Annotated in this window: 24 protein-coding genes and 1 tRNA gene; 13 read left to right on the forward strand and 12 right to left on the reverse strand. The window is 57.5% G+C overall.

Annotated features, from left to right (window positions below; genetic code table 11):
* The first annotated feature begins 36 nt into the window (after positions 1 to 36).
* Both ACOTTU_RS02885 and ACOTTU_RS02890 read left to right on the forward strand, forming a co-directional pair.
* Positions 37 to 537 carry a DUF995 domain-containing protein gene (locus ACOTTU_RS02885; RefSeq protein WP_425656002.1) on the forward strand — a complete coding sequence of 167 codons (501 nt, stop codon included), beginning with the start codon at positions 37 to 39 and terminating at the stop codon, positions 535 to 537.
* Positions 538 to 793: 256 nt separating this feature from the next.
* Positions 794 to 1,378, forward strand: coding sequence for an HNH endonuclease (locus ACOTTU_RS02890; protein ID WP_298912549.1), 585 nt, complete (start codon positions 794 to 796; stop codon positions 1,376 to 1,378).
* 18 nt (positions 1,379 to 1,396) lie between these two features.
* Here ACOTTU_RS02890 and ACOTTU_RS02895 read toward each other — a convergent pair whose 3' ends face one another.
* The 3 genes from ACOTTU_RS02895 to xth form a co-directional block, all read right to left on the reverse strand.
* The gene (locus ACOTTU_RS02895; protein WP_425656003.1) at positions 1,397 to 1,798 is read right to left on the reverse strand and encodes a hypothetical protein; all 402 of its coding nucleotides are present in this window, start codon (positions 1,796 to 1,798) and stop codon (positions 1,397 to 1,399) included.
* Positions 1,799 to 1,804: 6 nt separating this feature from the next.
* Positions 1,805 to 2,698: a hypothetical protein gene (locus tag ACOTTU_RS02900; protein WP_425656004.1), complete on the reverse strand. Its 894-nt coding sequence runs from the start codon at positions 2,696 to 2,698 to the stop codon at positions 1,805 to 1,807.
* Positions 2,699 to 2,788: 90 nt separating this feature from the next.
* Positions 2,789 to 3,571 (reverse strand): exodeoxyribonuclease III, encoded by a 783-nt coding sequence (xth, locus tag ACOTTU_RS02905; protein ID WP_425656005.1) that lies wholly within the window; start codon positions 3,569 to 3,571, stop codon positions 2,789 to 2,791.
* Positions 3,572 to 3,926: 355 nt separating this feature from the next.
* Here xth and ACOTTU_RS02910 point away from each other — a divergent pair, with 355 nt between their 5' ends.
* Both ACOTTU_RS02910 and ACOTTU_RS02915 read left to right on the forward strand, forming a co-directional pair.
* Positions 3,927 to 4,208 (forward strand): DUF6749 domain-containing protein, encoded by a 282-nt coding sequence (locus ACOTTU_RS02910; RefSeq protein WP_298912539.1) that lies wholly within the window; start codon positions 3,927 to 3,929, stop codon positions 4,206 to 4,208.
* A gap of 93 nt (positions 4,209 to 4,301) precedes the next feature.
* Positions 4,302 to 5,351 carry a DUF6902 family protein gene (locus tag ACOTTU_RS02915; RefSeq protein ID WP_425656006.1) on the forward strand — a complete coding sequence of 350 codons (1,050 nt, stop codon included), beginning with the start codon at positions 4,302 to 4,304 and terminating at the stop codon, positions 5,349 to 5,351.
* A gap of 31 nt (positions 5,352 to 5,382) precedes the next feature.
* On the opposite strand, the gene ACOTTU_RS02920 is transcribed toward ACOTTU_RS02915, so the two are convergent.
* On the reverse strand, positions 5,383 to 5,706 hold the full coding sequence (locus tag ACOTTU_RS02920; protein WP_298912532.1) for a HesB/IscA family protein: 324 nt from the start codon (positions 5,704 to 5,706) through the stop codon (positions 5,383 to 5,385).
* Positions 5,707 to 5,789: 83 nt separating this feature from the next.
* On the opposite strand from ACOTTU_RS02920, the gene ACOTTU_RS02925 reads away from it, so the two are divergent.
* The 7 genes from ACOTTU_RS02925 to ACOTTU_RS02955 all read left to right on the forward strand — a co-directional run bounded on the left by ACOTTU_RS02925 (position 5,790) and on the right by ACOTTU_RS02955 (position 12,616).
* Complete coding sequence (locus ACOTTU_RS02925; RefSeq protein ID WP_425656007.1) at positions 5,790 to 6,953, forward strand: deoxyguanosinetriphosphate triphosphohydrolase; 1,164 nt, start codon at positions 5,790 to 5,792, stop codon at positions 6,951 to 6,953.
* Between the two features lie 111 nt (positions 6,954 to 7,064).
* The gene (gene argS, locus ACOTTU_RS02930; protein WP_425656008.1) at positions 7,065 to 8,810 is read left to right on the forward strand and encodes an arginine--tRNA ligase; all 1,746 of its coding nucleotides are present in this window, start codon (positions 7,065 to 7,067) and stop codon (positions 8,808 to 8,810) included.
* A 78-nt stretch (positions 8,811 to 8,888) separates the two neighbouring features.
* Positions 8,889 to 9,890 (forward strand): SPOR domain-containing protein, encoded by a 1,002-nt coding sequence (locus tag ACOTTU_RS02935; RefSeq protein ID WP_425656009.1) that lies wholly within the window; start codon positions 8,889 to 8,891, stop codon positions 9,888 to 9,890.
* Positions 9,887 to 10,885, forward strand: coding sequence for a beta-N-acetylhexosaminidase (gene nagZ / locus ACOTTU_RS02940; RefSeq protein ID WP_425656010.1), 999 nt, complete (start codon positions 9,887 to 9,889; stop codon positions 10,883 to 10,885). Before ACOTTU_RS02935 ends, nagZ begins: the two co-directional genes overlap by 4 nt.
* Positions 10,886 to 10,898: 13 nt before the next feature.
* Complete coding sequence (locus tag ACOTTU_RS02945) at positions 10,899 to 11,690, forward strand: segregation and condensation protein A (RefSeq protein ID WP_298912517.1); 792 nt, start codon at positions 10,899 to 10,901, stop codon at positions 11,688 to 11,690.
* A 50-nt stretch (positions 11,691 to 11,740) separates the two neighbouring features.
* Positions 11,741 to 12,346: an SMC-Scp complex subunit ScpB gene (scpB, locus tag ACOTTU_RS02950; RefSeq protein ID WP_298913538.1), complete on the forward strand. Its 606-nt coding sequence runs from the start codon at positions 11,741 to 11,743 to the stop codon at positions 12,344 to 12,346.
* Positions 12,347 to 12,418: 72 nt separating this feature from the next.
* Positions 12,419 to 12,616: a hypothetical protein gene (locus ACOTTU_RS02955; protein WP_425656011.1), complete on the forward strand. Its 198-nt coding sequence runs from the start codon at positions 12,419 to 12,421 to the stop codon at positions 12,614 to 12,616.
* A 3-nt stretch (positions 12,617 to 12,619) separates the two neighbouring features.
* Here ACOTTU_RS02955 and ACOTTU_RS02960 read toward each other — a convergent pair whose 3' ends face one another.
* The 8 genes from ACOTTU_RS02960 to ACOTTU_RS02995 all read right to left on the reverse strand — a co-directional run bounded on the left by ACOTTU_RS02960 (position 12,620) and on the right by ACOTTU_RS02995 (position 18,548).
* Positions 12,620 to 13,696, reverse strand: a complete 1,077-nt coding sequence (locus ACOTTU_RS02960; RefSeq protein ID WP_425656012.1) for a 2'-deoxycytidine 5'-triphosphate deaminase — start codon at positions 13,694 to 13,696, stop codon at positions 12,620 to 12,622.
* 66 nt (positions 13,697 to 13,762) lie between these two features.
* Positions 13,763 to 13,839: transfer RNA gene (locus ACOTTU_RS02965), tRNA-Pro, on the reverse strand.
* 57 nt (positions 13,840 to 13,896) lie between these two features.
* Complete coding sequence (locus ACOTTU_RS02970) at positions 13,897 to 15,102, reverse strand: MerR family transcriptional regulator (RefSeq protein WP_425656013.1); 1,206 nt, start codon at positions 15,100 to 15,102, stop codon at positions 13,897 to 13,899.
* 4 nt (positions 15,103 to 15,106) lie between these two features.
* Positions 15,107 to 15,409: an integration host factor subunit alpha gene (ihfA, locus tag ACOTTU_RS02975; RefSeq protein WP_159979738.1), complete on the reverse strand. Its 303-nt coding sequence runs from the start codon at positions 15,407 to 15,409 to the stop codon at positions 15,107 to 15,109.
* Between the two features lie 95 nt (positions 15,410 to 15,504).
* Positions 15,505 to 16,476, reverse strand: a complete 972-nt coding sequence (locus tag ACOTTU_RS02980; RefSeq protein ID WP_425656014.1) for a beta-ketoacyl-ACP synthase III — start codon at positions 16,474 to 16,476, stop codon at positions 15,505 to 15,507.
* Positions 16,473 to 17,546, reverse strand: coding sequence for a phosphate acyltransferase PlsX (gene plsX, locus ACOTTU_RS02985; RefSeq protein ID WP_298912504.1), 1,074 nt, complete (start codon positions 17,544 to 17,546; stop codon positions 16,473 to 16,475). Before plsX ends, ACOTTU_RS02980 begins: the two co-directional genes overlap by 4 nt.
* Positions 17,547 to 17,592: 46 nt before the next feature.
* Positions 17,593 to 17,799, reverse strand: coding sequence for a 50S ribosomal protein L32 (gene rpmF / locus ACOTTU_RS02990; RefSeq protein WP_195820411.1), 207 nt, complete (start codon positions 17,797 to 17,799; stop codon positions 17,593 to 17,595).
* Positions 17,800 to 17,984: 185 nt separating this feature from the next.
* Positions 17,985 to 18,548, reverse strand: a complete 564-nt coding sequence (locus ACOTTU_RS02995) for a YceD family protein (RefSeq protein ID WP_425656015.1) — start codon at positions 18,546 to 18,548, stop codon at positions 17,985 to 17,987.
* A gap of 87 nt (positions 18,549 to 18,635) precedes the next feature.
* Here ACOTTU_RS02995 and ACOTTU_RS03000 point away from each other — a divergent pair, with 87 nt between their 5' ends.
* Positions 18,636 to 19,118, forward strand: coding sequence for an outer membrane protein assembly factor BamE (locus ACOTTU_RS03000; protein WP_298912490.1), 483 nt, complete (start codon positions 18,636 to 18,638; stop codon positions 19,116 to 19,118).
* A 71-nt stretch (positions 19,119 to 19,189) separates the two neighbouring features.
* Complete coding sequence (locus ACOTTU_RS03005; protein WP_425656016.1) at positions 19,190 to 19,915, forward strand: GNAT family N-acetyltransferase; 726 nt, start codon at positions 19,190 to 19,192, stop codon at positions 19,913 to 19,915.
* Positions 19,916 to 19,918 lie beyond the last annotated feature (3 nt).

The raw sequence follows: 19,918 nt of genomic DNA on the forward strand, positions 1-19,918 counted from the left end.
AGCGCGTTCAAATAGTGGCGCTATTCGCAAATTTTTTTGGAGATAAAAATGATTTTAAAACATATGCGTTACACTCTGGTCGCCGGTGCTTGCGCCATGCTCATGACTGCCGGCACCGCGGCGCTGGCCGAGAAAAAACCACGCGGGGCGACACCCGCAGACCCGCAGCAAATCATCGCGAAATACCTTGGCAACACGTGGAACTGGTCGCGAGGTGGCTCGTATTGGGGCAGTGGTGGTAAATTTCAGGCGGTCTGGACCAATGAAGAAAACCAGAGCAAATCCTACGCTGACGGCAAATGGTATGTCACCAACAAAGGCACGCTTTGCTACGAAGCTGTTTGGGAATGGAAAGAAAAGAACGAGCCCGATGAGGTCAGGAAAAACTGCTGGCGGCATGTTGTCGACAAGCAAGGTCGGCTTTGGCAGCGCCACCACGAAAAGGAAGACTGGTATCGGCCAAGCCCCGAGAAGTTATCGAGCGGCAATGCCATCAAGGCGACATATGATGCGCACCGTCGCATTGTAGGACAATAGACGCCAAACAGGCGAAAACAGGCCCGAGATAACCGGCTGATCAAAGAGGCGCCTCTTCTGGCGCCTCTTTTTTGAACTTTACCGATTGGAGACATTTTTGTGTTACAATAGAGCGTCAAAAGGAGCCGCGACATCTTGTGGAATTGCAGGGCTTGCGCGGTGGAAACCACGATATATAGTCCAGCTTAGGACTCGTGCGCTGGTGGCGCGGTTGGCGTGAGGCTCTGTGGATAATCGGTAGAGGGCAAGCCCAGACATGGACGGCGATTTCAGGACGGATTTTACGCGCAACCCGGCAGCCTTGAGGCACAGGCCGGCTCTGGTGTTGAATGCCGACTACAGACCGCTCAGCTATTATCCGCTATCCCTCTGGCCCTGGCAGGAGGCGGTGAAAGCGGCCTGGCTCGACAGGGTGGATATCGTGGCGGAATACGATGACATTGTCCGAAGCCCCAGTACCCAGATCAGGATCCCATCGGTCGTTGTTCTGAAAGACTATGTAAAACCTCAAAAGCGCGTGGCCTTCACGCGCTTTAATTTATTTCTGCGAGATGAATTCCGGTGCCAATACTGCGGCGCGCGTGGAGACCTGACATTTGATCACGTTGTCCCCCGCGCCTCGGGCGGGGTGACCAGCTGGCAGAACGTTGTGGCGGCCTGTAGCCCATGCAACCTGAAGAAGGGATCAAAACCGCTTCACCGCACGGGTCTTAACCTGCGTAAACCGCCCCGCCAGCCGGGCGCTGAAGAACTGCGCAATATGGGTCGCAAATTCCCTCCCAACCACCTGCACGAAAGCTGGATGGATTTTCTCTACTGGGATGCCGAACTCGAAGCCTGAATCGGGGGGCTGATGCTGTCAGAGATGTGCCTGATAGGCTGGTTCTGTCAGCTGTATCGCGGTGATCACAAAATCCTTGATCTCCTGGGTCGGCCCGGTCGACTGGCTGCCGTAGACCATTTGAAACACCTCTTCAGTCCCGTTGCGGCGCAGGATGATGCTTAGTCCCATACGGTCGCCCGTGGCGTCGGGATCGTTGTAGTGTCCGGCAGTTTCGCGAAAATCATCCGGGATAGCCTCGAAGAGACGGCGGGTAGCGTCTGGTTTAAGATGACCTTTGACCAGCACGCCGTCTGAAGTCCGCAAATCCCTGGCCCCCAAGCGTTGGAAGGCCCCGTCTTGCAGCACCTGCACAAAGAGGACCTGGGCCTCCTGGCGCATCATCTCAATCTGCACCTGTTGATCGTTTCGCGTATTCATCTGGGTCTACCCACCAAAGCAACATTTGAACAAATTTGTGAACCAATTGCCGTTTGAGCGGCCCGTTGGGGCTTCGATTCCGAGTTCGGCAAGTGTTTTCTGGTCCTCTTCGCTCAATTCGATGCCGCGCGATTCAAGCTGTTGCGGAGACAGAGGCACCGCATTCGGCACATCGTCTGACGCGTTGAAGTCATAAAATTCGGTCTTGGCGAAAAGTGTCTCGTTGTGCAGCATGTGGCTCAGTTCCCAAACCGAAATCGCCGCATTACCCTTGCTGAACCCCAGTGGCGGGTCGACATCACTCATCGCGCTCCAAAGTTCCGCCGATGTGCCCGGCATGTCCTTGAAAACCGGAACGGCGAGCTGCGCCGCCCGGGTCTCGTCTTCGTCCAACATGGGCGGGTGATTGCGCGCGTGGTCGATCTGATCCTGCGTAAATCCCGCGAGGTTTTGTTTGATTGTCAGGGATTGTTCCATGGCTTTCTTGATGCCGCCTGTGAAGATCCCCTGTATCTGCCCGCTTTGGCGTTGGCTGGCCAGCCCTTTGACAAACGCGCCGGGGCCTTCGGCGTTAACTTCGGTGCGGAACTTGTCAAGATTGCCCTTTGAACTGCTTGACTTGCCGAATGCATCTTCGCCGTATTTGTCATTCTCCAGATCGGTGAAACCCAATCCGATATTCTTTTCACGCTGTATCGGGGGACCACCGGCTGCAAGACGGGAGCGGTGGCTGTCAGCCTTGCGTTGGAGCAGCTGCAAGTGACCTACGATCTGACTTTCATCCGCCTGCCGTTGCAGCGCATCAATGCCGCTATTCGGCGCGGTTTTCTGTCGCTGTTGTCCAGATCGTGCAGATGCTGGAACGGGGATCGGGTTCGGCGGAGTATGTGATCGTATCATGCAACCTCTTGGGCGCGAGGTTAGCAGGATGCGTCCTTATGCCAAGAAAATTCTATCACCGGTTGAGGTTTGTGGGGGTCGCGAGGTTAGTCAGGCGGCAAGCTCTACCCAGACGGGAACGTGATCCGAAGGCTTGTCACGCCCGCGCACTTCTTTGTCGATCTGGCAGTCCTGCAGCATGTCGGCCACCTGCGGGCACAGCAGGAAATGATCGATGCGAATGCCGTTATTTCGGTTCCACGCGCCGGCTTGATAGTCCCAGAAACTATAGTGCCCGGGTCCGGCGGTGCGCGCCCGGAAGGCTTCTGTCAGACCGAGATTGAGCAATCTTCGAAATGCCGCACGGCTTTCCAGCCGAAATAATGCGTCCTCGCGCCAGCTATCTGGTTTTGCCGCATCCTCCACTTGCGGGATGATGTTGTAATCCCCGGCCATCAGGAACGGCGTTTCACTGGCCAGCATCGATTGCGCATGATCTAGCAGACGCGCCATCCAGGATAGTTTGTAATCGTACTTCGGGCCAGGTGCGGGATTGCCATTGGGTAGATAGAGACCACAAATACGAACAGGATGCGTATCTCCCATGACCGTGGCTTCGATCCAGCGGGCCTGTTCGTCGCTGTCATCCCCCGGCAGGCCCCGCGTGACATCCTCCAGCGGATGCTTGGATAATATGGCGACGCCATTGAAGCTCTTCTGCCCGTGGGTGGCGACATTATAGCCCCGTTCCTCGAATATCTCGGAAGGAAATCCTTCATCCACGGACTTGATTTCCTGCAAGATAGCGACGTCTGGCTGGGCTTCGTCGAGCCATGCAGGAAGCGCATCAATCCGGGCTTTGATGCCGTTGATGTTGAATGTGGCGATCTTCATGGGGGCGCTCCTTGTCACGGACCTGTTCAGCTATTGCCCAACCGCGCTGCCAAAGCAAGGGCCAAGCAGTCCTCCACGCCGGCTGAAAAGCTGAAACGGGCGAAGGTGATTCTTGTTAATGGTTAACGAAAATCGGGCTTAAAAGGTTAATATCCACAGAGTTATCCTCTGTGGATAAAAAAAAATTAACCAAGATTACTGCGTCGAACTTTCCAAAAATGTCTGGCGCTAACACGGAATGTTCGTGTGGATAAGTAATGGTTAACACATTGTTAACGCGAATAATTCTTGGAAACTCTCCTTAAACGGGCAAGCGTGAAAGAGCGAACAAAACTTCATTTGAAAGGGATATGATATGAAGACGAACGCACTTGCCGCAGCTATGGTTTCTGAAGATATCTTCGGGTCTGAAAATGACCTGCACAGTGGCGCTGGAACCGCTCTTTTCACAACAAGTATGGCACCTTCTGGTACCGATATGATGAGCGGTCATGGCACTGAGCTTTTTACCACATCAATGGGCCCATCCGCAGATACTCTGACAGGGGCAGAGACCGGTCAATTCACCACCAGTATGGTTGCTGGTAAAGATGCGTTTTCGGGTGATGCAACGGGGCTGTTCACAACCTCCATGTAACCCGACCTGATTGGTCCGGCTCAAGTCCCCAATGGACCTTGGTCCGACCAACAGCCTTGTGCGGCAGATCCTTAGGACAAAGGAAGAACCCCCATGTCTAACGTCGTCTCTTTGGGTCTGCCGCGCAGACCGGCTCTGGCTGACCGCCAGGCCCTTTTGCTACACAATTTTGCTTGTAACCGCCGATCACCCGATGACGTTTTCTGGCTGAAGGAAAACGCCGAAGTTCTCAACGTACTGGCCTCCAGCGGAGCCACTTTGTCGGAGGCGGCATTGGTACCCTATGAGCGGGTGTATCAGGGGCTCGAAGAGAGACTGCGGTTTTTCCCACAGTATTACAGGTTTTTGTTGTCCATTTGCCTTGATCTTGAGGACCTTGGAATCGACGGCGACAAGGGGGCGTCCTTATGCCAATGGGTCGCGGAAATGGGACTTGTCGAAGCAGAATTATCAGACCTTCAACGTGCCGAAGCATATCGCCTGATGGCGCGGCGTGAGGTGAAAGCTGACGAAGAAGCCTTGTGGAACCGGTTGCACGCATTCGTTGATCGGTCTGAAACTTTCGCCCTCCCGAACAAGAAGGCGACATATGAACTTACCCACATCGTGTTCTACCTCTCAGATTACGGGGTAACCAACCCTCATTTGGGGGAGCAGGCGATTGCCAGCCTCGAATATGCAGGCCTTCTGGCCTTTCTCGATCAGGACATTGACCTTCTTGCAGAGATTTGCGTTGCCATGCGGTTCGCAGGGCAGGTGCCCAGTGACATCTGGGAAAACTGGATTGCGCAGGAAATGGGTGGTTTTGTTCTGGCACCCAACGGCAACGGTGCCGGGGATTGTTACCATGAGTACCTTGTCACCAGCTGGTGGGCGCAACTCACCGGTCGATCTTCCTTTCCGGGTATTCCTTCCGCGCAGGGGTTACATGTCCGCCGTCATACGGGCCGTAAGGGACCGTTGCGCGCCATGTCCGAATACATGTTTCATCTCGGCCCCGCCCGCAGCCGCAACTGGGCTCAAATGCGCGACGGCATGGCCGAAGCGGTTGGTTCTGAGGGTGTCGAAATTCTGAGTGGTGCCGAACAATCCTCGGAAAGGTTCAGCGCATTCTTCGAGGATTTCTCGCGAGCAGAGGTCTAGTCCTGGCTAAATACGCGCAGGCGCATCGCGGCTACATCGAAAAAGAGGTCCCACAACCGCAAGAACTTGACGCATTCGGATTGTCGATCACAAATCGCGCACCGATCAATTCTTCGGTGAAATCAATTGTTGCACCACCCAGAAAGGGCAGGGACACGGCGTCAACGACAACTTTTTGACCTGACCCTTCGAGAATCAGGTCGTCTTCGCGCGGTTCATCCAGCGCAATCTCGTACTGAAAACCCGAACAGCCGCCACCCTCAACGGCCACGCGCAGGGCCTTGCCGTCAGTCGCGGCGCCTATTTCGGCCAGCCGATCAAAAGCGCGGGGCGTAACCTTGGGGGGCAGTTGCATGTGCGGGCTCCGTCAAGCGGTTTCATTAATGCTGTAGGTGCAATATAGAAACTCGCAGATCAGGCCACAAGGACAAGCCAGCAATGACGGCTCTTTATGCCTCTGATCCGGCCCGCGCCAGGGGACGGCGCGTGCGGGAGGAGGAAAGCACGTTTCGGTCATGTTTTCAGCGTGACCGGGACCGGATTATTCATGCCAGCGCCTTCCGAAGGCTCAAGCACAAAACCCAGGTCTTCATAGAACATGAAGGCGATTATTACCGTACACGGCTGACCCACTCTATCGAAGTGGCGCAGGTGGCGCGGACAATTGCGGGTGCGCTGGGGCTCAATGCCGAGCTGACAGAAGCCGTGGCTCTTGCCCATGATCTGGGTCATACGCCTTTTGGCCATACCGGGGAGGATGCGCTCTCTGCGCTCATGGCGCCCTATGGTGGTTTTGATCACAACGCCCAGGCCATACGGATCGTCACGCATCTGGAGCGTCACTACGCGGATTTTGACGGGCTGAACCTGACCTGGGAAACGCTCGAAGGATTGGCCAAGCACAATGGGCCGGTCATCGGTGAAATCCCCTGGGCGCTGCAAGTCTACAACGATCGACATGATCTTGAGTTGGGAACGTTCGCCAGTGCCGAAGCACAGGTGGCGGCGATTGCCGATGATGTGGCGTACAATCATCACGATCTTCATGATGGGCTGCGCGCCGAGCTTTTTTCCACCGACGAACTGGCTGCTTTGCCGATCCTCAACGCATGTTTCAAAGAGGTCGACAGGCTTTATCCGGGGCTGAACTACTACCGCCGCCGCCATGAGGCGTTGCGGCGTTTCTTTGGTGTTCTGGTCGAGGACGTGATCAATTTTGCGCAGGAAAGGCTCATGGAACTGGCCCCGCAATCTGTGGATGACATTCGCGGTGCAGGGCGCACCATTATCCGTTTTTCCGATGATGTGTTTACCGATCTGAAAGTCATCCGGTCTTTTCTTTTCGACCGTATGTACCGCGCGCCCAGTGTGGTGGAAATGCGGGCACAGGTTACGCAGGTTGTCGAAGAGCTGTTCCCCTACTTCATGTCCCACCCGGATCAACTGCCAAAACAATGGCGCAAGGATGTGGAGGAGGCGCGCGGGGAAACGGCGCTGGCGCGTATCGTGTCCGATTATATCTCCGGGATGACCGACAGGTTTGCCCTGCAAGAACATGAACGTTTGATCGCTGAGGGACAAACGGCGGGTTTTAGCCTCTAGGGGCACGGCGGCGTGTCTTTTCGATTTCGGGCGGACTATCTGCAGGCATGTGCGGTTGACCCGGCCCCGGGGCGTGATAAACCGCCCGAAGTTTCTGTTAGGACCAAGAAGATGAACCTATTCGCCGATATCCGCGCGCTTGTAGTCGACTGTTTGCAGGACATGGTGGCCGCCGGGCAATTGCCCGAGGGCCTGACCATGGACAATGTGACGGTGGAGCCGCCGCGCGATGCCGCGCATGGCGATATGGCAACCAATGCTGCCATGGTCCTTGCAAAACCGTCGGGTCAGAAACCGCGCGATATTGCCGGAAACCTTGCCGCACATCTGATCAAGGATGATCGGATCAGCAAAGCGGAGGTTGCCGGCCCGGGATTTTTGAACCTGCGGCTTGCGCCCGATGTCTGGCAGGGTGTTGTGTCGGGCATTTTGGCGGCAGGCACAGATTTTGGTCGTGCGAGCCTGGGGCATGGCAAGAAGGTCAACGTTGAATACGTCTCTGCAAACCCAACAGGTCCGCTGCATGTGGGCCATACGCGGGGGGCCGTCTTTGGGGATGCGCTGGCGTCCCTGCTGGATTTTGCCGGGTTCGATGTAACGCGCGAATACTACATTAATGACGGTGGTGCGCAGGTCGATGTGCTCGCGCGGTCGGTTTATCTGCGGTATCTGGAAGCGCATGGGCAGGAAGTGGCCTTTCCCGACGGCACGTATCCCGGCGACTACCTGATCGCCGTGGGCGAAGCGCTGAAAGACAAGGTGGGGGAGGCCTATCTCGACAAAGGCGAACAGTTCTGGCTGGAGGACGTGCGGGAGTTCGCGACTGAGGCGATGATGGGCCTGATCCGAGCCGACCTCAAGGCGCTTGGCGTTGAAATGGACGTCTTCTATTCGGAAAAATCGCTTTATGGAACGGGCCGGATCGAAGCGGCGATTGATGATCTGCGCGGCAAGGGTCTGATCTATGAAGGCGTGCTGGAGCCGCCAAAGGGCAAAAAACCGGAAGATTGGGAGCCCCGCGAACAGACACTTTTCGCCTCGACCGAGCACGGTGATGACGTAGACCGCCCGGTAAAGAAATCCGACGGCTCCTGGACCTATTTCGCGCCGGACATCGCGTATCATTACGATAAGGTGAGCCGGGGTTTTGACGCGCTGATCGACGTTTTTGGGGCCGATCATGGCGGCTACGTCAAACGGATGAAAGCGGCGGTGTCGGCACTGTCCGGCGGTCAGGTGCCGCTGGATATCAAGCTGACGCAGTTGGTGAAGCTCTATAAAAACGGAGAGCCGTTCAAAATGTCCAAACGGGCAGGGACATTTGTCACCCTGCGCGATGTGGTGGATCAGGTGGGTCCGGATGTGACGCGTTTCGTCATGCTGACCCGCAAGAACGACGCGACGCTCGATTTCGATTTCGACAAGGTCATGGAGCAATCGCGCGAAAACCCTGTTTTTTATGTGCAATATGCCCATGCGCGGATCGCGTCGATCCTGACAAAGGCCACAGAGGCGGGCATCGCCGTCGATGACGCGACGCTGGCTGCTGCGGATCTGGGGCAACTGGCACATGCAGCCGAGCTTTCGATGGCGGCGAAACTGGCCGAATGGCCGCGGCTGGTCGAGACGGCAGCGCGCAGCAATGAGCCGCACCGCGTGGCATTTTATCTCTATGAGGTGGCGTCGGAATTCCACAGCCTCTACCATCTCGGTCGATCTGACGACAGCCTGCGCGCGGTGCAGGAGGGCAACGTTGCCACAAGCCAGGCAAAAATCGCCCTCGCGCGTGCCACGAGCGTTGTAATTGCAGCCGGTCTTGGTATTCTTGGGGTCACACCGGCGCAGGAGATGCGGTAACAAATCGCGCCCTTCGCCAGAGCAGGCAAGCATGAATGAGACCACCGGGGCACGTATCCTGGCGGCAGTGAGGCGATGATGGCGGATATTGAATTCTCCCATGGTATGGGGGCCTACGGACGTGAATCCGAGGCCCGGGAAGGCGATGATCTCGCCCCCAGTTCCCTGGCAATGATGACAAATGTGGCGGGCGCTGTGGTCTCACTGGCGCTGATCGCGGGCATTGGCGTCTGGGGCTACAAGCTGATGGTGCGCGATGTCAGCGGCATTCCCGTTGTGCGCGCCGCAGCCGGCGAAATGCGCGTACGACCCGAAGATCCTGGCGGACAGGTTGCGCGCCATCAGGGTCTCGCTGTTAACGCCGTGGCTGCCGAAGGGTCCGCAGCCGGGCCGGTTGACCAGGTCGTCCTGGCACCACGGGCCGCTGATCTGGCGCAGGAAGACCAGCCAATTGTGCTTGCCAAGGTCGCACCGGTCGAGCAACCGCAACCTCTTGCGCCGGCCTCGGATTTTTTTGAAACGGCCAGACCGACGGCACCGCAAAGAGAGAATTCACTTGCCGAGAATCTGCAAGATGGTGCCATAGATGCGGTTGTGGCGGAGCTAACCGCTGATTTGCCTCAAGCTTCCGCAGCAAATGAGGACGAGAGTGCTATTGCTTCCGAAACAACGGTGCCAGTAGAGGACGTGGTGCCGGAAACCGACGAAAAACCGACCGGCCAGTTGGTGATGCGCCCCAAGTTGCGCCCGGCCAATGGCCCGACCTTGCAAACGGCTGCTTTCGTAGCGCAGACGCCGTCCTCCGAAGTTGACGCGGCGCAGATACCCACAGGCACCCGTCTTGCGCAGCTTGGGGCTTTTGACAGCGCCGACGTGGCCCGCAGCGAATGGCAGCGTCTGGAAAACCGTTTTGGGGATTATCTGCAAGACAAATCGCGTGTCGTGCAAAAAGCGCAGTCCGGCGGACGGACCTTCTACCGATTGCGCGCCATGGGCTTCGTTGATCTGAGTGATGCAAGGCGCTTTTGCTCAGCCTTCAAGGCCGAAGGGGTTGACTGCATTCCCGTCGCCAGCAAATGACCCGGTTCGGCGCCACCATTCTGGACGCCGACGGCTTCAGCCTATCCAAAGATGAAAAGGCTTTCTTTCGGTCATCCAATCCGTTTGGTTTCATTCTTTTTGCCCGGAATATCGACACGCCGGAACAAGTGCGCAGGCTTTGCGGGGAAATGCGCGAGGCCGTTGGCCGGGATGCGCCAATTACTATTGATCAGGAAGGCGGTCGGGTTCAGCGGTTGCGCGGACCGATCTGGACAGAATGGACACCTCCGCTTGATTTCGTTCAGGCAGCGGGCGCGCATGCGGCACAGGCCATGTACCTTCGCTACCGCCTGATCGCTTCGGAACTTCTGGACTTGGGGATCGACAGCAACTGCGCACCCATGGTTGATCTCGCGGGGCCGCAAACGCACGAATTTTTGCGCAACCGATGCTATGGGTCTGATCCGGCTATTGTTGCGAAGTTGGGCCGCGCCGTTGCCGACGGCCTGCTTGCGGGAGGCGTCTTGCCTGTGATCAAACATATGCCTGGCCATGGGCGCACCACGTTGGACAGCCATCACGACCTGCCCCATGTCGATGCGGAGATTGCAACGTTAGAGACGTCCGATTTTGCACCCTTTGCTGCGTTGAAGGATGTGCCAATGGGCATGACAGCGCATCTGGTTTTCGAGACTCTGGATCGCCAACCGGCGACGCTTTCGCCAAAGATTATGCAGGTCATTCGGCAGGACATTGGTTTTGACAATCTGATCATGACCGATGACATCAGCATGAAGGCCCTGAAAGGCGCGTATCCGGACATCACCAGATCGGCTATCGCGGCCGGGTGTGATGTGGTTCTGTTCTGCAATGCGTCCCTGTCGGACCGCGCTGCCGTCGCAGATGCTGCTGGTCAGATGACGGATGCCGCGCAGCAACGGGCGGAACGCGCGCTGGCGGCGCGTAAACCGGCAGATGATGTTGACATTGATGCCTTACGCGCGCAGCTTGAGACGCTGTTGAGCGGAGCGTAAAACGTAAGAAGGCATGGCTGAAGTCCCGTTTGAAGAAGACACGATATCGGTGGCGGACCGGCTCGCAGCCGAAGCCTTGATTGTGGATGTCGATGGGTTTGAGGGCCCGCTGGACCTGCTGTTGACGCTCAGCCGGACCCAAAAAGTTGACCTGCGAAAAATTTCCGTTCTGGCGCTGGCCAAACAGTACCTGGCCTTCGTGGAGCGCGCAAAAGCGTTGCGGCTGGAATTGGCCGCGGATTATCTTGTGATGGCGGCCTGGCTTGCGTTTCTGAAATCGCGCTTGCTGCTGCCGCCCGATCCAACCGAAGACGGCCCGACCGGGGAAGAACTCGCCGCGCATCTGGCCTTTCAGCTCGAACGCCTTCAGGCGATGCGCGATGCGGCGGCGCGTCTTATGGGCAGGGACCGCCTGGGGCGGGATTTTTTTGCGCGCGGCCAGACGCACGAAGTGACCCGCACGCGCAAAGTGCAATACACCGCAACCCTGCTTGATCTGATGCAGGGATATGCGCGCATTCGCACACGCGATGATTTTCGCCCCTTTGTCATGGATCGTGATGCGGTCTTTACCATGGAGCAGGCGCTCGACCGGATGCGCGGTCTGATCGGATTTGCCGGGGATTGGACGGATATCTCCAGCTATTTGCCCGAAGGCTGGGAGATGGACCCGGTACGGCGGCGCTCTGCAACCGCCTCTACCTTTGCGGCGTCGCTGGAGCTTGTTAAAGAAGGTCACCTGGAAATCCGCCAATCTGGAACATTCGCGCCCCTCCAGCTGCGCAAAAGAGACACGCCACAGTGAACGATGATGCTCCGATAGAGACCGAAGAAAGCCTGTTTGAAGCGCCCCCCATGGGCGAGCAGGAGCGGATGGTTGAGGCGATTCTCTTTGCGACCGCTGAACCCATCAGCCTGCGGGAACTGGCTTCTCGCATGCCGCACGGATCAGACCCCGCCGAAGCACTGCTGCATCTGCGCAAGCGCTACGAAGGACGCGGGGTGAATCTTTGCAAGATCGGTGATGCCTGGGCCATGCGCACGGCTTCCGATCTGGGGTTCCTCATGCAGCGCGAGACCGTTGAAACGCGTAAACTGTCGCGCGCGGCCATCGAGACGCTGGCGATCATCGCGTATCATCAACCGGTCACCCGGGCGGAGATTGAGGAAATTCGCGGCGTTTCCGTCAGCCGTGGCACGGTGGATCAGCTGTTGGAAATGGAGTGGATTCGTTTCGGGCGACGCAAGATGACGCCGGGCCGGCCGGTTACCTTTGTTGTCACACAGGAGTTTCTGGACCACTTTGGACTTGAGAATGCGCGCGATCTTCCGGGGCTCAAAGAGCTTCGGGCCGCGGGGCTGCTTGAAAACCGTCCTCCGCCAAGTGCTCTGATGCCGGGACCACAGGACGACGATGATGAAGAGAGCGGCGAAGGTCAGAGCGAGCTCTTTGAAGATTGATCACACTGCGCCCTGAAAATTGCCGCAATTTGCGCTATGATCTATCAGAGGCAAAGTTCTAAGGGCAGAAACATGGACAGAATTCTCAACATGATCTTGCGCCAGATAACACGGCGGCTGATTAACAAAGGTATCAACGCGGGTATCAAGAAGGCCGCGTCCAACGGGAAAAACCAGCCCCGCGAGGCGTCGCAAGACTTGCAGGCGGAGCAGATGACACGTCAGGCTCGTCAGTCCGCGAAACTGGTCAAAAGATCAACTCGGCTATAGCGGTCAACGGGTTTGGAAATGTTTGGACAGCTTCAGGCCCTGTCCCTGATAATTTGACGCGATCCCTTTGCCGTAGAGCTGCGTGGGCACGTCGCGCATCTTTTCATAAACCAGACGCCCAACGACCTGACCGTGTTCAAGCACAAACGGGGCTTCGTGGCAGCGCACCTCCAGCACGCCGCGCGATCCGGCACCGCCCGCCGAAGCATGACCAAAGCCTGGGTCAAAGAACCCAGCGTAATGCACGCGGAATTCCCCAACCATCGCCAGAAACGGCGCCATTTCGGCGGCATATTCGGGCGGGATCGTTACCGCCTCACGGCTCACGAGGATGTAGAATGCACCGGGGTCCAGAATGATCTGGCCGTTGTCGCTATGCACTTCTTCCCAATAGTCACGTGGCGCATAGTGATTGATCAGGTCGAGATCGATCACCCCGGTGTGCGGTTTGGCGCGGTAACCAACAAGTGACGTATCGGGCAGTCGCAAATCAACTGAAAAGCCAAGACCCTCGTCAATGACGGCGGGCCCGTCAACCAAAGGCGTGTGGTCGTGCAGAGCCCGCAGTTCTGTATCATTCAACACAGCCTGACCGTCGCCGAAACGGATCTGGTTGAGCCGCATGCCCGGGCGTACCAGAACGGAAAAAGAGCGCGGACAGATTTCAGCGTAAAGCGGGCCGCAGTACCCCGGCGCTATTCGGTCAAACTCGGTGCCACCATCAGTGATGGTGCGGGTCAGAAGGTCAAGGCGCCCGGTCGAGCTCTTGGCATTGGCGACGGCCTGGACATTCTCCGGCAGAGCCAGCGATTCCATCAAGGGGACAACATAGACGCAGCCCTTTTCCAGCACCGCCCCATCAGAGAGGTCGACGCGGTGCATTTCGAACTCTTTCAAACGGTCGGAAACGCGTTCCCCGTGACCGGCCAGAAACGACGCGCGCACACGGTAAGCGGTTGTTCCCAAACGCAGATCAAGGCTAGCGGGTTGAATTTGAGCGTCACTGACAGCGCGAGTCGCGGCGATCTCATTATCAGCAATCATCTGGCTGATTTGTTGGTTGGGCAGCACGCCGCTCATTTGATGCTCCTTAAAATGCAAAGGCCCGCGCGGGCTGTGCGCGGGAACTTTGCATATGTCGGATGTTGGTCGGGCTAGCAGGACTCGAACCTGCGACCTTCCGTCCCCCAGACGGACGCGCTACCAGGCTGCGCCATAGCCCGACTTGAGGGGCTACATACCCGATCTGAGGGCTGTGGCAAGAGAGAATTGCCATCGCCTCAGTCTTTGCTGATATCTTTGCGGGGATTGGTCATGCTGGCACGCAGGCGGATCAGCTGAGCCAAGAGAGGTTTGGCGGCGGTCTGCTTTTCCGGTGCCAGGGCCCGTGCCCGTGCCACGGCACTCAGCGCCCGGGGCTGTGCCGGCATATCCGCTTCGACAGGTAGCGGTGGGACGTCTATATTTCGCGGTTTTGGAGCCGCCTCCTGCGGTGCCGGAGTGTCATCTGGTGTTTTGTCTTCATGCGTATCGGGCAGGGGGGCCAGGTCGACATTAGTTGCATCCTCGGTTACGTCGTCCGCCGCAGCGGCCACTGGTTCGGCTTCGTCCTCTGCCTGATCCTCGGCTTCCGGTTCCGGTATGTGATCCGTCAAAGGACGCCTCAGGAAGCTCGGCAGCGTATCGTTTCCGTCCGGCAGCGGGGCATCGCTGCTTTCTTCCGGTTCGTCAGGAGCACTCTCAACGGAGGGGGGCGTTTCGTCGACAGCCTCGACAGAGGCGTCAGATGCAATTGGATGTGCAGCATCGTCTTTGGCGTCGACTGCCTCCGCCGATTCAGCAATCTCCGCAGTATCCTCGGCAACGTCAGTCGCGACATCCGGGGTCATATCTGGAGCGTCGCTTTCGGCCGCAGCGATCTCTTCGATCCGCTCCTCAACGGGCTCCGGTTCCGAAGTTTCGGGTTCGGGAGCCTCTTCGTCCTCCTCCTTCAAAGCGGTGACATCGGCTTGCGTTTCTGGCGTTGGGGCCTCGATCTCCTCCGAATCCTCTTCCGCCACAGCGCCTTCTTGCGGCGCATCAGCAACCGGCGTTGGTTCGGGTTCCGATGGGGGATCATCAACTGCCGCAGCGAGGTCAACGTCCTCGAATGAATCCGGTGCTGACGCCGTTTCAGAAGCCTGCCCCTCGATAACGGCCATGGTCAGATCATCAAGCGCCTGACTGTGATCAGCCACATGGCTAATCCCTTGTTCACGAAGTATTTTTTGAACACCTTTGATGGTTAGCCCATCGTCATGCAACAGCTTCTTGATACCCCCCAGCAGCAGCATATCCGCCGGGCGGTAATACCGTCGACCGCCAGCGCGTTTGATCGGTTTGACTTGGCTGAATTTGCTCTCCCAGAAGCGCAAAACATGCGCTTGCACGCCCAGCCAGTCTGCGACTTCCGAGATCGTGCGAAAAGCATCGGGCGATTTTGCCATCAGATCAGGACTTGTTCCCGTCGGCCACGCGATCTTTCATCAGGTGTGAGGGGCGGAAAGTCAGCACCCTGCGCGGATTGATGGGAACTTCCTCACCTGTCTTGGGGTTGCGACCAATACGGGCGGATTTATCACGCACCGAGAAAGTCCCGAAAGACGAAATCTTGACCTGCTCGCCACGCACCAGCGCGTCAGAGAGATGTTCCAAAACGGATTCGACCAGCTGCGCGCTTTCGTTGCGGGAAAGGCCAACCTCCCGGAACACCGCCTCGCTCAGATCCATTCGTGTCAAAGTCTTTTCGGCCATGTTGTCCCCCTGAGTTTTCAGCAACCATAGGGGAGAGGGATTTTCAGAGTCAATATCAATGACTTGGGGCTTGCGGTTTGAGCAGTTTTTCCGCGTTACCAGCGCAACACAACCGCGCCCCAGGCCAGACCACCACCAATAGCCTCGGTCACGATCAGATCGCCATCCTTGATTTGCCCCCGCGCGCGCCCCACGGAAAGCGCCAGAGGAATCGATGCAGCCGAGGTATTGCCATGATCCTGAACGGTCACCACGACATTTTCCATGGGCAGCCCCAGTTTTTTGGCCGTGCCCTGAATGATGCGGATATTGGCCTGATGCGGGACAATCCAGTCGACGTCCCCAGGGGTGATCCCTGCGCGTTCCATGGCCTTTGTCGCTGTCGAAGCAAGTTTTTCCACGGCGTGGCGGAACACCTGATTGCCCTGCATGCGCAGATAGCCGGTTGTGCCGGTGGACACGCCTCCGTCCACGTACAGCAGTTCCTTGTGGCGACCGTCGGAATTCAGGTCAGTGGCCAGGATACCGCGATCCTGCGCCGTGCCATCCTGTTCGCTGGCTTCCATCACAAGCGCTCCGGCGCCATCACCAAAGAGCACGCAGGTTGAACGATCCGTCCAATCCATGATTCGGCTGAAGGTTTCCGCGCCGATCACGAGAACGCGTTTGGCCTGTCCCGATAGGATCAGCGCATTGGCGTTGCTCAGCGCATAGATGAAACCGGCGCAGACCGCCTGAACGTCGAAGGCAAACCCATTTTCCATGCCCAGCTCGGCCTGAACCATTGTGGCGGCGGATGGGAAGGTAAGATCAGCCGTAGAGGTTGCAAGCACGATTGCGTCGATGTCCGATGGCTCCAACCCCGCATCTTTCAGCGCGGCGCGGGCTGCCGCACTCGCCATGGAAGAGGTTGTTTCGCCCTCTGCTGCAAAATGCCGACGTTCTATCCCGGAGCGGGCTTTGATCCATTCGTCATTGGTGTCGAGTGTGGCCTCGAATTCCGTATTGGGCACAACACGTTCGGGTAAATAGTGACCAACACCTTTGACAACTGCACGCAGGGTCATGTTTCGCTCTCCTCAGCGGGCAGGGCGGCCACACGGGCGGCCAACTTATCCGTAAACTTAATATCTGCCAGCTGCGCTGCAAGCTTGATCGCGGCAGAAACGCCTGTGGCGTCTGCAGATCCATGGGATTTGACGACGGTACCGTTCAATCCCAAAAACACGCCACCATTGACGCGGCGCGGGTCGATCTTCTTTTTCAAACGGTTCAGCGAGGTATAGGCCAGCAACGAGGCCAGGCGCGACAGCGGCGAGAACTTGAAGGCTTCGCGCAGGCGGTCGCCGATCAGGCTCGCGGTGCCTTCGCCGGTCTTGATGGCCACATTGCCGGTGAAACCATCGGTGACAATCACATCACAGATATCGCCGGTAATATCGCCACCTTCGACGAAGCCCGCGAATTCAAAACCTGCGACCTCCTGTTGATCCCGAATCAACTCGTAGGCTTCCTTGAGCTCGGTCCGGCCCTTGTGCTCTTCGGTACCCACATTCAGAAGGCCCACGCGGGGCCGGGGAAGATCAAGACCGTTGCGGGCATAAGACATCCCCATCAAGGCATAGCGCAGCAGGTCATCCGCATCGGCGCGCACGTCCGCGCCCACATCCAGCATGACATTGAAGCCTTGTGGGTTCGACGAGGGGTAAAGCACTGCAATTGCAGGTCTGTTGACACCTGGCAGTTTGCGCAGCCGGATCATGGACAACGCCATCAATGCACCCGTATTGCCGCAGGAAACGGCGACGGTGGCCGATCCGTCGCGGACCGCCTCGATGGCGGACCACATGGAGGTTTCCTTGCCATTGCGCACGATGTGGCTGGGTTTGTCATCCATCGTGACAACGCCTGCGGCATCGCGAATCTCGACCCGACCGGTGAGCGCGCGTTTGCGGTCAACAAGGCTGGAGAGTTCAGCTTCCGGCCCATGCAGGATGAATTGGATGTCGGGGTTCTTGCGTGCAGAAACATCACAGCCTGCAACCACAGCGGCGGGGCCTTCATCCCCGCCCATCGCATCTACCGAAATAATGATGCGTCTGGCCTTCGCGTTTACCTGATCGGTCTGCGCCGTCATAGTGCGACTGCCCCCAAACTCTGCCCTTATTGTTTAAGGGACAGGTTTAGGCCGCGTCGTCTTCCAGATCAATCTCTTCTGTGAGAGCAACGACTTCTTTGTCGTCATAATGGCCACAGGCAGCACAGACGTGATGGGGGCGTTTCAGCTCACCACAGTTGGTGCATTCGTTGGGGTTTGCCGCAACCAGAGAATCATGCGCACGGCGATTGTTGCGGCGCGATTTGGAGACTTTGTTCTGTTGAACAGCCATTGTCTTGGGCCTTTGTCGTTCGGGGCCAGGCACAATTGCGTGCGGGGCCGAGTTTCTATTCTTTTCCCACAGATCGGGTGTGACGTGCGTTTAGGCGCTGCATGCGCCCTTGTCCAACCCTAATTGGGTGAGCGGCGCAAAATACTGTTAAAATTACCTGTTGCAAGCAGTTTTTCGACTTCGGGTTACGTGTCGCTTTTGTCCGTATCATCAAGCTGCTCGCGCAGGGCGGCCAAACCGGCGAAGGGACGGGCATCCTCGTCGCGCATCGGCGTCAGCCCGGGTTTTGTGTAGACCAATTCCCCTGCGTCAGCACCGTCGCTGCGTGGATAAAGTGGCAGTGCAAGCACCAGAGCCTCCCTCATGATCTGATCGGGGTCAATCCAATGCCCCAAGGGTTCGATCGTGTCATCCTGAGACATTTCTACCTCGGGCGCGTCGTCTTCAACGTAATCCTTGATGAATATGCGTTCGACGGGCACGTCAATTCGGGTCGTGACGGGTTCGAGCGTCACACTACACGGCTGGATAACCGTGGCCCCCAAAACACCGTTCAGGCGCCAGTCGACGCTGCCCTGAGCCACCACCTCCCCGGAAAAGGAAAGTTTGCGCAATCCCAGCAGGTCCAACTCGCCCGCAAGCTTCTTTAATTCGGCGGAATCCGGGCGCATTGCAAAGCCTGTAGCGCTGTTCTGCTTCAGCTCGGCTACGCGAAGGGCGCTTGGGGAGGGTGGAATTTGCTTTGACATCTTACGCTTTCGTTTCTTGAACCGAGGCCCTTCCTTGGTGTAAGCGAGATAAAAGCCAAGATGCACAAGGGCAAGAGGGCAGTTTGTATGCACATCACCAACGCGGGTTTCAGCCCGACGCAGAAGACCGCGCGATGGGGTGTCGTTGTTCTGGTTTGTCTTGCCCTTTCGGCATGTAGCGGGCGTTTCAGGGATCACGGGTATGTTCCGCCGCCTGAGGACCTTGAGCAGATCGTGGTCGGGATCGACACGCGTGCAAGCGTCGAGGAAACATTGGGGTCCGCGGCGTCCGGTTCGGTGATCAATGACAGCAGCATGTATTTCGTGCGCAGTCGCGTCCGCACCTTTGCGATGCTGGAGCCGGAAGTTGTTGAGCGCAAAGTCGTTGCCATCACCTTCGATGATGGCGGCGTGGTCAGCAACATCGAAACATTCGGGTTAGAACGTGGTCAGGTTGTTCCGCTTGCGCGGCGCGTCACCGATTCCGGTGTGCGCGACAAGACCTTCCTGCGGCAACTCATCGGCAACATCGGACGTTTTACGCCCGGTGGCGGCGATTTGGGCCTTTAAGACTGTCACAAGGCGTTTAAGAATTGTGCGATATGAGACGGTCAGCAAAAGCTGAACCGGCGGAGGTCGCTATGATCGCTTTGACAAAGGGCCGCTATAAGGCGCGGGTCGCATCAACGCCAGAAGAACTGGCCAGGGCGCAGGCGTTTCGCGCAACCTGCTTTGGGCTGCAGGTGTCACGGGATGTTGATGCCTTTGACGGCAGGTGCGCCCATTTTTTGGTGGTTGATACAAAAGATGATGCTTTGGTCTGTACCTTTCGGATGCTGGATCTGTCCGGGGCCAAGGTATCCGGCAGCTATTCAGCCCAGTATTATGAACTCTCTGCGCTGGAGGCCTTTGAGGGGCGCATGGTGGAGATGGGGAGGTTCTGTATTCACCCGAATTACCGCGACCCGGATATCTTGCGGATCGCCTGGGCCGCGGTGACCACATATGTTGATGAAAACGATGTGCAGCTGCTCTTTGGTTGCTCCTCGTTCCCGGGGACGGAGACCGCAGAGTATCTGGATGCCTTCGCGATGCTGAAAGCCCGTCATCTGGCGCCGAAACGCTGGCTCCCGCGGGTCAAGGCGCCGGATGTCTTCCGATTTGCCGCCCGGCTGCGGCGCAAACCTGACTTCAGAAAAGCGATGGCGCATATGCCACCTTTGCTGCGGACTTACCTGATGATGGGCGGCTGGGTGAGTGACCATGCGGTTGTGGACCGGCAGATGAACACGCTGCATGTCTTCACAGGGGTTGAAATCGGGGCAATTCCAGCGACCCGAAAACGCCTGTTGCGCGCGATCGCGTAGATC

It is taken from the genome of Roseobacter sp. EG26 (genome assembly GCF_049830555.1).
Lineage (GTDB): Bacteria > Pseudomonadota > Alphaproteobacteria > Rhodobacterales > Rhodobacteraceae > Roseobacter.

Excerpts from the sequence above, each read along its gene's own strand:
- ACOTTU_RS02890 (WP_298912549.1), top strand. The coding sequence starts at position 794 with ATGGACGGCGATTTCAGGACGGATTTTACGCGCAACCCGGCAGCCTTG.
- ACOTTU_RS02895 (WP_425656003.1), bottom strand. The coding sequence starts at position 1,798 with ATGAATACGCGAAACGATCAACAGGTGCAGATTGAGATGATGCGCCAG.
- ACOTTU_RS02900 (WP_425656004.1), bottom strand. The coding sequence starts at position 2,698 with ATGATACGATCACATACTCCGCCGAACCCGATCCCCGTTCCAGCATCT.
- xth (WP_425656005.1), bottom strand. The coding sequence starts at position 3,571 with ATGAAGATCGCCACATTCAACATCAACGGCATCAAAGCCCGGATTGAT.
- ACOTTU_RS02910 (WP_298912539.1), top strand. The coding sequence starts at position 3,927 with ATGAAGACGAACGCACTTGCCGCAGCTATGGTTTCTGAAGATATCTTC.
- ACOTTU_RS02915 (WP_425656006.1), top strand. The coding sequence starts at position 4,302 with ATGTCTAACGTCGTCTCTTTGGGTCTGCCGCGCAGACCGGCTCTGGCT.
- ACOTTU_RS02920 (WP_298912532.1), bottom strand. The coding sequence starts at position 5,706 with ATGCAACTGCCCCCCAAGGTTACGCCCCGCGCTTTTGATCGGCTGGCC.
- ACOTTU_RS02925 (WP_425656007.1), top strand. The coding sequence starts at position 5,790 with ATGACGGCTCTTTATGCCTCTGATCCGGCCCGCGCCAGGGGACGGCGC.
- argS (WP_425656008.1), top strand. The coding sequence starts at position 7,065 with ATGAACCTATTCGCCGATATCCGCGCGCTTGTAGTCGACTGTTTGCAG.
- ACOTTU_RS02935 (WP_425656009.1), top strand. The coding sequence starts at position 8,889 with ATGGCGGATATTGAATTCTCCCATGGTATGGGGGCCTACGGACGTGAA.
- nagZ (WP_425656010.1), top strand. The coding sequence starts at position 9,887 with ATGACCCGGTTCGGCGCCACCATTCTGGACGCCGACGGCTTCAGCCTA.
- ACOTTU_RS02945 (WP_298912517.1), top strand. The coding sequence starts at position 10,899 with ATGGCTGAAGTCCCGTTTGAAGAAGACACGATATCGGTGGCGGACCGG.
- scpB (WP_298913538.1), top strand. The coding sequence starts at position 11,741 with ATGGGCGAGCAGGAGCGGATGGTTGAGGCGATTCTCTTTGCGACCGCT.
- ACOTTU_RS02955 (WP_425656011.1), top strand. The coding sequence starts at position 12,419 with ATGGACAGAATTCTCAACATGATCTTGCGCCAGATAACACGGCGGCTG.
- ACOTTU_RS02960 (WP_425656012.1), bottom strand. The coding sequence starts at position 13,696 with ATGAGCGGCGTGCTGCCCAACCAACAAATCAGCCAGATGATTGCTGAT.
- ACOTTU_RS02970 (WP_425656013.1), bottom strand. The coding sequence starts at position 15,102 with ATGGCAAAATCGCCCGATGCTTTTCGCACGATCTCGGAAGTCGCAGAC.
- ihfA (WP_159979738.1), bottom strand. The coding sequence starts at position 15,409 with ATGGCCGAAAAGACTTTGACACGAATGGATCTGAGCGAGGCGGTGTTC.
- ACOTTU_RS02980 (WP_425656014.1), bottom strand. The coding sequence starts at position 16,476 with ATGACCCTGCGTGCAGTTGTCAAAGGTGTTGGTCACTATTTACCCGAA.
- plsX (WP_298912504.1), bottom strand. The coding sequence starts at position 17,546 with ATGACGGCGCAGACCGATCAGGTAAACGCGAAGGCCAGACGCATCATT.
- rpmF (WP_195820411.1), bottom strand. The coding sequence starts at position 17,799 with ATGGCTGTTCAACAGAACAAAGTCTCCAAATCGCGCCGCAACAATCGC.
- ACOTTU_RS02995 (WP_425656015.1), bottom strand. The coding sequence starts at position 18,548 with ATGTCAAAGCAAATTCCACCCTCCCCAAGCGCCCTTCGCGTAGCCGAG.
- ACOTTU_RS03000 (WP_298912490.1), top strand. The coding sequence starts at position 18,636 with ATGCACATCACCAACGCGGGTTTCAGCCCGACGCAGAAGACCGCGCGA.
- ACOTTU_RS03005 (WP_425656016.1), top strand. The coding sequence starts at position 19,190 with ATGATCGCTTTGACAAAGGGCCGCTATAAGGCGCGGGTCGCATCAACG.